The 9,151-nt window shown below is 71.6% G+C and carries 8 protein-coding genes and 1 pseudogene; 4 read left to right on the top strand and 5 right to left on the bottom strand.

What is annotated here, in order from left to right:
* A pseudogene (locus GUY61_RS39345) lies at positions 1-522 on the bottom strand (hypothetical protein); the annotation flags it as partial.
* A gap of 331 nt (positions 523-853) precedes the next feature.
* On the opposite strand from GUY61_RS39345, the gene GUY61_RS29940 reads away from it, so the two are divergent.
* Complete coding sequence (locus GUY61_RS29940; RefSeq protein ID WP_166633375.1) at positions 854-1,402, top strand: GNAT family N-acetyltransferase; 549 nt, start codon at positions 854-856, stop codon at positions 1,400-1,402.
* Between the two features lie 195 nt (positions 1,403-1,597).
* Here GUY61_RS29940 and GUY61_RS41335 read toward each other — a convergent pair whose 3' ends face one another.
* Both GUY61_RS41335 and GUY61_RS29925 read right to left on the bottom strand, forming a co-directional pair.
* A complete protein-coding gene (locus tag GUY61_RS41335; protein WP_279576874.1) occupies positions 1,598-2,569 on the bottom strand; it encodes a ferritin family protein in 972 nt (323 codons plus the stop codon).
* Between the two features lie 382 nt (positions 2,570-2,951).
* Positions 2,952-3,404, bottom strand: coding sequence for an ATP-binding protein (locus GUY61_RS29925; protein ID WP_313896939.1), 453 nt, complete (start codon positions 3,402-3,404; stop codon positions 2,952-2,954).
* A 260-nt stretch (positions 3,405-3,664) separates the two neighbouring features.
* Between GUY61_RS29925 and GUY61_RS29920 the strand changes: the two genes are divergently transcribed.
* A complete protein-coding gene (locus GUY61_RS29920; protein ID WP_166633377.1) occupies positions 3,665-4,522 on the top strand; it encodes a helix-turn-helix transcriptional regulator in 858 nt (285 codons plus the stop codon).
* Complete coding sequence (locus GUY61_RS29915) at positions 4,519-4,722, top strand: DUF397 domain-containing protein (RefSeq protein ID WP_313896938.1); 204 nt, start codon at positions 4,519-4,521, stop codon at positions 4,720-4,722. The genes GUY61_RS29920 and GUY61_RS29915 overlap by 4 nt, the downstream gene beginning before the upstream one ends.
* A gap of 4 nt (positions 4,723-4,726) precedes the next feature.
* Here the strand turns inward: GUY61_RS29915 and GUY61_RS29910 are convergent, their stop codons facing one another.
* Entirely contained in the window at positions 4,727-6,787 is a 2,061-nt protein-coding gene (locus tag GUY61_RS29910) for an MFS transporter (protein WP_166633374.1), read from the bottom strand.
* A 202-nt stretch (positions 6,788-6,989) separates the two neighbouring features.
* Here GUY61_RS29910 and GUY61_RS29905 point away from each other — a divergent pair, with 202 nt between their 5' ends.
* The gene (locus GUY61_RS29905; RefSeq protein ID WP_313896937.1) at positions 6,990-7,646 is read left to right on the top strand and encodes an HAD-IA family hydrolase; all 657 of its coding nucleotides are present in this window, start codon (positions 6,990-6,992) and stop codon (positions 7,644-7,646) included.
* A 312-nt stretch (positions 7,647-7,958) separates the two neighbouring features.
* Here GUY61_RS29905 and GUY61_RS29900 read toward each other — a convergent pair whose 3' ends face one another.
* Positions 7,959-8,540, bottom strand: coding sequence for a TMEM165/GDT1 family protein (locus tag GUY61_RS29900; RefSeq protein WP_166633372.1), 582 nt, complete (start codon positions 8,538-8,540; stop codon positions 7,959-7,961).
* Positions 8,541-9,151: the final 611 nt, after the last annotated feature.

The raw sequence follows: 9,151 nt of genomic DNA, 5'->3' as shown, positions 1-9,151 counted from the left end.
GCACAGTTCGAGCAGCCGCGCGCCGGGGTCGGCGATCTGGAAGGGGGCGCCGGGCCGGGGGTGCGGGGGCCCTAGGCCCGCGTCGGCGACCGTGACGAGCCGGCCGAGGCGGCGGGAGAGTGCCTGTGCCACGAGGGAGGCGACGGCCGGGCGCGGCCGGGACCCGGCCAGCCAGTGGGCCACGGAGGTGCGGTCGTAGCGCAGGGGCAGCCCCTGGCGCGCGCCGAGCGCGTTCACGGCACGGGCCAGGGCGGGGCCGGTCCAGCCGGTCTCGGCGAGCAGGGCGGCGAGCCGTGCGTTGGGCCTGCGTTTCCGGGTCCGCGGAGCCGTGTCGCCGGGGCCGGGGCCCGCGGCCGTGCTCGTACCCGCGCCCGCGGCGGATTCCGGGCCCGCTCCGGCGCCGAGGCCGTTCCCGGGGGCGGCGGCCGGTCCCTTGCGGACCCCGGCGCGCTGACCGGCCCGTGACCCGGCCGTGCGGGAGCCGGTGCGCGGGCCTGCGACCGGCGGTGTGCTTGACGGCATGATGTGCGGTTCTCCCCCCGGAGACTGCGGTGTCGGCCTGCCCCTGCGGCAGCGTCCGGCTCGGGCAGGGCGCCGGGGCACCGGCTTCCGCGCCGGGTGCCGCCGTCACGAAGTCGGGTGTTCCCCCGGAAGTCCGGTGCCGCCGTCGCGAGGTCCGGCGCTGCCGATCGAAACCGGGTGCTGCTGTGAAAAGTTTCTGCCCTCGCCGCGGCCGGGCATCCACAGAACGTCACTCATTCATTACATCAAGCGACATTTGGCAACGGAGGGTGACGCCTTGCCGCCACCGGTCGCGGAAATTCCGGAGCGGCATCGGGCCCGCGAACCGAGAATGCCCCGCATGACCACATGGACCTTTGCCCCGGAGCCGTACGACTCGCCCGACGCCGTGGACCTCTGGCGGGCGTACTACACGGAGGTCAGCGACCGCTGGTACCGGCTCCACCAGGGGCACGCGACGGATCCTGGGGAACTGGAGCGCGAGATCGCCGCCGCGTCGTGGAGCGAACTGGTGCCTCCCACCGGCAGTCTGATCGTCGCCCGCTACGCCGGCGAGGCCATGGGCTGCGCCGGCGTGCGGATGCTGGATGCCACGACGGGCGAGGTCAAGCGGGTGTACATCCGGCCGCGGGCACGGGGCACGGGCGGCGCGCGGCCGCTCCTCAGGGCAGTCGAGGAGGCGGGACGCGGACTCGGGGCGCGCCGGCTGCGCCTGGACACCCGCGGCGACCTGGTCGAGGCACGCGCCCTGTACGCGGGCTGCGGCTACACGGAGATCCCGCCCTACCACGACGATCCGTACGCCGAGCACTTCTTCGAGAAGCGGATCACCCGCGCGCAGGAGCCGCCGGCGCCCCGCGGCCCGGGCTTTTCCGTGTAGTCCGCCAGGACCGGCCCGACGTCGAGCACCTCGTCGACCAGGTCGGCGACGAACCGGGCCAGGTGGCCCTCGGGCAGCCCGTCGTCCGGCGACGGCGGCAGCAGAAGGACCTGGTGCGGGTCGAGCGCCCGAAGTGACACAGGCGCCCGCCTGCCTGGCGCGTTGGGCTGGGGCCGGAGCGGGTGGTGGGGTGTGTCAGTGGGGGTGGTTGAGCATCCGCTGGAAGGCCCGGGCGTGCCCGGCTTCGTCGACGGCGTTGTGGCGGAACAGGCGGGCGGCCTGGTGGTCGCCGATGGCGTCGGCACGGCGCGCGAAGGTGGGGTACATGACCCTGGCCTCGTAGCGTTCGCCGGCGATGGTCTCGGTCAGGTTGGCCCGGGTGGTGCCGACCAGGCCGTACAGGACGGCTTCGCCGGCGAAGTGCTCGCGCAGCTCGACTTGGGCGATCCCTCGGAACAGGCGGGCCAGGGCGGGGAGGTGGTCGGCGGCGTGGTCGGCGTAGAGGGTGTAGCGGGCGTGGGCGAGGGCTTCGCCGTGCATGGCGGTGTCGAGGTTGGCCAGGGTGCGGGCGGAGTGGACCTGCGGGCCGCCTGCGGGGACTTGGACGGTGTCGACGGGCGGCGGGGCGGGGATTCGGCCGCGGCCGGTCTCGACGACTTCCAGGGCCGCTCGGAACGCCGCCAGGTGGCGTGCCTCGTCCTGCGCGATCTCGGTGAACAGCGCGGCGGCGTCGTGGTCGCCGTCGGCCGCGGCCTGCCGGGCGAAGGTGGGATACATGGTGTTCGTCTCGTAAGTCTCGCCGGAGATGGCGTCGCGCAGGTTGTCCGCGTCGGTGCCGACCACTCCGGCGAGGTCGGCCTCCTCGCGGAAGTGCTCGTCGAGTTCCACCGATGCCGTCTTGCGGTACAGCCGTGCGGTGGCCGGAAGACTCTCGCGGTCGGCCTGGGCGGCGTAGAAGGTGTAGGAGGCGTTGGCATAGGCCTCGCCGCGCATGGAGGTGTCGAGGTCGGCCAGTGTCTGGGGGTTGAGTGCGGCCGTGACGGCGGTGCGGGAAGCGCCGCCGGCCGGTACGGACAGCGCGGTGGCGGATGCGGGGCAGGTGAGCACCGCGGCGGCAGCGGCGGTGGACAGGCACGCCAGAGCGGCCCGTGCGGCGAAGCGTCTCATGCTCTTCCCTTGGTCGAAGGTCGTCGACAGCCCCCGGGAATCGACCTCATCACCCCTGGGGGGAGGCTACAAACGGGAATGGGCCATCGGCTCGATCGCCGCAGCGGCAATTCACCCGACCGGTCATCCGAGCTCGCCGCCCTGGCCGGCTGACCAGCCGGGCGCCCTGACCACACCACGGGCCCCTACCGGCCGAACTCATGCCGGGCAGGACCCAGCCACAGCCTCACAGTGCCGACGGGACGGCCGCGACCGGCCCATCGATCACGGCCGGCGGGCCCCTTGTCCGTTACCGAGACGCTCCCAGTACTGGTCGGACGGTCACGTCACGTCCCGGCCGGCGTGACCTTCTCAGTCGGACGACGGCTCGACCGGGAACACGTCAAGCTGCCTCCCTCCCGCACACCGCCCAGACCGTCTTGCCCGACGGCGGGTACGGCCGCACGCCCCACCTCGCCGCCAGAGCCTCGACCAGGACCAGCCCACGGCCCCCTTCCCCGTCCCATGACCCACCGCCCACGGCAGGGAGCCGTTCACCGCGTGGGTCCGTGACCTCGACCAGCACACTGCCGGACGGCAGGAGCGCGAGCCCGAGGCGGAAGCACCGTCCGGGCAGACCGCCGTGGACGGCCGCGTTGGCCGCCGGTTCGGCGACCACCTGCGCGGCGGCGTCGGTCCGTTCGCCGTCGCGCGGCCAGCCCCAGCCCACGACCTGCTCGATCGCAAGCAGCCGCGCGAGACGGGCACCGCGCCTCGTGGCGCTGAGAAGCTGGGTGAACTGCGCCACCGGCGAGCCCTGCAGGACCGGTGCGCTCTGTACGGATTCACTCGTCACGCCTCCAGCCTTGCCCGGCGACAAGTCCCTGACCAGCAACGACATCGGTACCAGTGGGGTACGTACCGGTACGGTCGACTGCGTGTACAGGCTCTCCCGACGCAGCCGCCGGCCGGCCTGGGGCAGCGCTGTCCGAGTCGCACGGAGGAGTGGCTTTTCGGCCTTCGCCCGGCGGGGCTTCGGGCCGCGCTCTACCGTGACGGAGAGTGAGGCCGGTGCGCGGCCTCGACGTACTGACACAGGCAGCACTGGGGGCGCCCATGGAACTCACCGGCCCTGCGGGAAACGCTGACGAGGCGGAGGACGCCGCCGACCTGTTCCGCGTCATCGGCCGCCAGCTGCGCCTGCTGCGGGAACGGGTGGGCTTCACACAGCGGGAGTTGGGCGACCGGCTGGGCTACAGCGAGGACCTGATCCGGTCCGTGGAGTGCGGACGCAGGACTCCCCGGCCGGAGCTCCTGGACGCGGCGGACGATTTGCTCGGCGCGGGCGGGTTGTTGCGGGCGGCGAAGGAAGACCTGGAGCGGGCGAAGACCCGGGCACGGGTGAGGCATCCAACGTGGTTCAAGGACTACGCCCGGCTGGAACGGGAGGCCGTCGAACTCCACGACTACAGTTCCCTGGCTCTTCCTGGGCTTCTTCAGACCGAGGACCATGCGCGCGCGGTCTTCACCAGCCGACAGCCCCTCCTACCTGATGATGTGGTTGAGCAGCGCGTCATCGCGAGGCTCGAGCGGCAGGAGATTCTGACTCGTTGGCCTCCGCCACTGACAACGTTCACCATCGAGGAATCAGTTCTCAGGAGACCCATCGGCGGGCGCGCCGTCCATCGCGAGCAGCTGCGACGGCTGCTTGAGACCGCCGCATTGCGCAGCGTCGAGCTGCACGTCATGCCGACCGAGCGGCCGGAGCACCCCAGCCTCGGAGGTCCGTTCATCCTTCTCACGCCGAAAGGCCGCCATCAGGTCGGCTACTTGGAGATTCAGAACACCAGCAAGCTGGTCACAGATCCTGAGGAAGTACGTATCCTGGCGGCGCGATACGGAAGCATCCGCGGTCAGGCTCTCAATCCCCGCGAGTCTCTGACGCTGGTCGAGAAGACCTTGGGAGAACTGTGAACGCTCATCAGCGCATCGACGCCGCCGACCTCGCCTGGTTCAAGAGCACTTACAGCAGCGGAGAGGGTGGTGCGTGCGTCGAGGTCGCCTCCGCCGGGCAGGCCGTGCTCGTGCGGGACTCGAAGGACGTCACCAGGTCGCATCTCACCGTCGGCGCCACCGGCTGGGCGGACTTCCTGCGGTACGCGGCGGGACGGTAAGCGCTCAGCGCGGACGGGTCCGGGTCCGGCGCGCACGGGTCTCGTGCGGGCTCTCCTCGTCGCTGCCGCACAGTTCCTCGCTGAGCTCGTGGACCAGCCGCACCAGGTCCGTGGGCCGGTCCGGCCCCCACCAGTCGCCGAGCAGTTCGGCCATCGACTCCTCCCGCGCCGCGTTGAGACTCTCCGCGGCCACCCGTCCCTTGGCTGTCAGCACCAGCCCCAACCCCCGGCGCTCCGCGTATCCGTCCTCCTCCACCTGTCGCGCCGCCTCGCTGATCACCCGGAACGGCACCGTCACCCGGTCGGCGATGAGTGCGGGTTCGACCTCTCCGTGGCGTTTGATGCGCAGCAGCAGCCAGCCGGCCGCCGGCAGCATGTCCTCGTAGCCGGCCCGCCGGGTGATCTCGGAGTAGATCTCGCGCCTGCCCTCCCGGGTCTCCAGCAGGGACAGGGCGCGGCAGACCTCGTCGCGGGAGGAGCGCTCCACGGGGTTGCTGGCGAGGGTCTCGGAGACGTCGGGCGCGGTGACGGTGCCGCGGAGCCGGTCCTCCTTCAGGAAGCAGGCGAGGGCGAAGGCGACCACGGCGACAGGGGCGGCGTACAGGAAGACGTCCGTGATGGCGGTCGAGTACGCGTTGATCGCGGCGGGCCGCAGGGTGGCGGGCAGCTGGGAGATGACCCGGGAGTCGGCCTCGAGGGCGGCCGGTGTCACCCCCGGCGGCAGTGGCTGTCCCGCGAGGGCGGCGACGAGTTTGTCGTCGAGCCGGTTGGTGAAGACCGTGCCGAAGACCGCGACTCCGAAGGAGGCGCCGATGGAGCGGAAGAAAGTGGCGCCGGAGGTGGCCACGCCCAGGTCCTCGTACGACACCGCGTTCTGCACGATGAGGACCAGGACCTGCATGACGAGGCCCAGCCCGAAGCCGAACACGAAGAAGTACGTGGCCATCTCCAGGACGGACACGGACTCCGTCAACTGGTGCAGGAGCAGCAGGCCGACGGCGGTGACGGCGGTGCCCGCGACCGGGAAGACCTTCCAGCGGCCGGTACGGCTGACGATCTGGCCGGAGCCCGTGGAGGCGATGAGCATGCCCGCGACCATCGGCAGCATGTGCACGCCGGACATCGTGGGTGAGACGCCCTGGACGATCTGCAGGAACGTCGGCAGGTAGGTCATCGCGCCGAACATGGCGAAGCCGATGACGAAGCTGATGACGGCCGCGAGGCTGAAGGTGCGGACGGAGAAGAGCTTCAGCGGCAGCACGGGTTCCACGGCCCGCCGCTCGACGTGCAGGAAGGCGAGCAGCAGGACGACTCCCAGGCCTGCGAGGGAGACGATCTGCCCGGAGGCCCAGGGCCAGGTGGTGCCGCCGAGGGAGGCGACCAGTACGAAGCAGGTGGCGACGGAGGCGATGAGGAAGGTGCCGAGGTAGTCGATGGTGTGCCGGGCCGCGCGGGCCGGGATGTGCAGGACGGCCGCGATGACCAGGAGGGCCACGATCCCGACCGGGAGATTGATGTAGAAGACCCAGCGCCAGCTGAGGTGTTCGGTGAAGAGCCCGCCGAGCAGCGGGCCGAGCACGCTGGTGGTGCCGAAGACGGCGCCGAACAGCCCCTGGTACCTGCCGCGTTCGCGGGGGGCGACGATGTCGCCGACGATCGCCATGGAGAGCACGATCAGGCCGCCGCCGCCGAGGCCCTGGATGGCGCGGAAGCCGATGAGTTCCGCCATGTTCTGGGCGATGCCGCACAGTGCGGAGCCGATCAGGAAGATGACGATGGCGGCCTGGAAGAGTTTCTTGCGGCCGTAGAGATCGCCGAGTTTGCCCCAGAGCGGTGTGGCGGCGGTGGACGCCAGCAGATACGCGGTGACCACCCAGGAGAGGTGGTCCATGCCGCCGAGGTCGCTGACGATCGTGGGCAGCGCGGTGGAGACGATCGTCTGGTCGAGGGCGGCGAGCAGCATGCCCAGCAGCAGCGCCCCGATCGCGGCGGCCACCCGGCGCCGGTGGCGCCCGGCCCCCGGCCCGTCCGGCGCGACGGCGGGGCCGCTCACCTGCTGAGCCATGGACGCCTCCTCGGTTCCGCGGAACGGTCCTGGTACCCATCGTGGAGGTTCCGTCCCGGTACGGCCCGTCGGAGGTGTTCCCGGCAGTGAGGGGTGGCGCTGGACGCCCTCGTTTTGTATGGTTGAGGAACAAAGTGGTTCCGCCCGTGTTTCCCTGACCGGCGGGCGGGACCGCTTGGTGTCCTTTGCCTCTGGAGGCCATGTGTCCGTCGTCCTGACCACTCGAGCCCTGCTCCTGGACATGGACGGGACCATCGTCAACTCGGACGCGGTCGTCGAGCGGGTCTGGCGGCGCTGGGCCGTCGGGCACGGCATCGACCCGGAGGCGGCCCTGAGGGTGGTCCACGGCCGCCAGGGCCACGCCACGATGGCGATCCTGCTCCCCGGACGCCCCGCGGAGCTGAACCACACGGAGAACCGGGAGCTGCTCGCCCAGGAGACCGCCGACACCGAGGGCGTGGTTCCCGTACCGGGCGCGCCCGCTTTCATGGCACGCCTCGAAGGACTGCCGCACGCACTCGTCACCTCCGCGAGCGAGGCCCTCGCCCGCTCCCGGATGACCGCGGCCGGCCTGCCCATGCCCGCGGTCCGCGTCACCGCCGAACGCGTCGGAGTCAGCAAGCCGGACCCCGAGGGCTTCCTGAAGGGCGCCGCCGAACTCGGCTTCGCCCCCGCCGACTGCCTCGTCCTGGAGGACTCCGAGGCCGGCATCGCCGCGGGCCGGGCGGCCGGCATGCCGGTCCTCGGCATCGGCGCCCGCGCCGCGGCCCACGCCCCGGACGCCCTGGCCCCCGATCTGACCCACGTCCGCGTCGACCCGGCCCCGGACGGGTCGCTCCGCCTGACGATCAGCGCCTGACCGGTCCGCACCCGACCGGTCCGCACCCGACCGGCCGCGCCTCCGCCACGCCGGAGCCGCCCCATGACGACCGCCGCGCCTGCCGCCTCCGGCGGCCCGCAGCCACTCAGGCACCGGCCGGGCCGGTCCCCCCGCGGGGTCGGGTCGCCGCACCCGCAGCCCCGGCCGCAGACCGCACCTCGCCGAAGCGGCCGGCGACCCCAGGGCAGCCCGGCGCCCCCGCCAGGGGGCCGCAGCACCCCCGCGGGCCGGCCCGGCCCGCGACGGCCCGCGACGACGACGGGGTGCCGGCCCGGCACCCCGCCCCACGGCTCAGCCCGCGATCGCCCCGTACCAGCTGAAGACACCCAGCCCCAGCATCACCAGGGCCGCGATCTTCGTGATCAGGTTCAGCGGGACGTACTTCATGAGCGTACGGCCGCCCAGAATGCCGATGGCGGCCACGGACCACAGCGCGAGCACGGCTCCCAGGCCGACGGAGACAGGGTTGTCGTAGCGTGCGGCGAGGTTGGCGGTCATGATCTGGGTCAGGTCGCCGAACTCGGCGACGAGGATCAGCATGAAACCGGCCCCCGACACCTTCCAGAATGACTGGTCGCCGGGCTTGCGCACCTCCCCCTCCTCCTCGTCCTTCTTCAGGAACAGCATCGCCGCCCCCGCCAGGAAGAGCGTGCCGGTGACCGCTTCAAGGATCCGCTGCGGGAGCAGCGTCAGGACGCTGCCCGCCGCGATGGCGAGGCTGACGTGGACGACGAACGCCGCGGCCACGCCCGCGAAGACGTACGACGCGCGGTAGCGGGTGCCGAGCACCAGACCGGCGAGCGCGGTCTTGTCGGGGAGTTCGGCGAGGAAGACGACACCGAAGGTGATCGCCAGGACGGTGATGCTGAGCACGGGGGTGATTCCTCAATCGGTCGGGCTGTCCGTACCGAGAGACCCGGGCCCGGGGCCCGATCCTGCCGTTTCAGGGGTCGCTTCGGCACGGCAGCGTCGTTTCGTACGGACAACACTGCTTGCCGAAGGTCTCGCTGGCACACGGTGACCGTGTGCCTCCGGGCGCCGGCCGGATTCTCGTCGGAGAACCCAGCAGTATGTCGACGGTCCGGCGAAGAGCTACTCCCCTTCTGCTCGGACAAGTGTACGCGACACCGGTCGGGCACCCTCCCCGCGATGCCCGCAATGACAATATTTGCAGTACTAGGTCCCGATTGCCGACGCCCACAGGCTTGATGACAGGGCATCGGACATCTTGATGTGACGTGTCCATGTCGCCACTCTGTTACCTGAAGCCCATCAAGCCGAAACGTTGCCTCGCGAAGCTGTGCGGGCTTCACACGCCCGCCCCACCCCCGAGGGCGGTCGCAGCCTCTCACCCCCTGGGAGTACGCATGTCTCGTGTCTACGCGCGTCGACGACTGAGTGTGATTGCCGCGCTCGCCGGATTCCTCTCCATCTTCGCGACGGTGCACGCCCCCTCGGCCTCGGCCGCCCTCCCCACCCCCGTG

The sequence above is a fragment of the Streptomyces sp. GC420 genome (assembly GCF_009916105.1).
Taxonomy (GTDB): Bacteria; Actinomycetota; Actinomycetes; order Streptomycetales; family Streptomycetaceae; genus Streptomyces.
This window is presented reverse-complemented; position numbering and strand designations above follow the sequence as displayed.

Coding starts and splice junctions, on each gene's coding strand:
- GUY61_RS29920 (WP_166633377.1), top strand. CDS start 3,665: ATGGAACTCACCGGCCCTGCGGGAAACGCTGACGAGGCGGAGGACGCC.
- GUY61_RS29910 (WP_166633374.1), bottom strand. CDS start 6,787: ATGGCTCAGCAGGTGAGCGGCCCCGCCGTCGCGCCGGACGGGCCGGGG.
- GUY61_RS29940 (WP_166633375.1), top strand. CDS start 854: ATGCCCCGCATGACCACATGGACCTTTGCCCCGGAGCCGTACGACTCG.
- GUY61_RS41335 (WP_279576874.1), bottom strand. CDS start 2,569: ATGAGACGCTTCGCCGCACGGGCCGCTCTGGCGTGCCTGTCCACCGCC.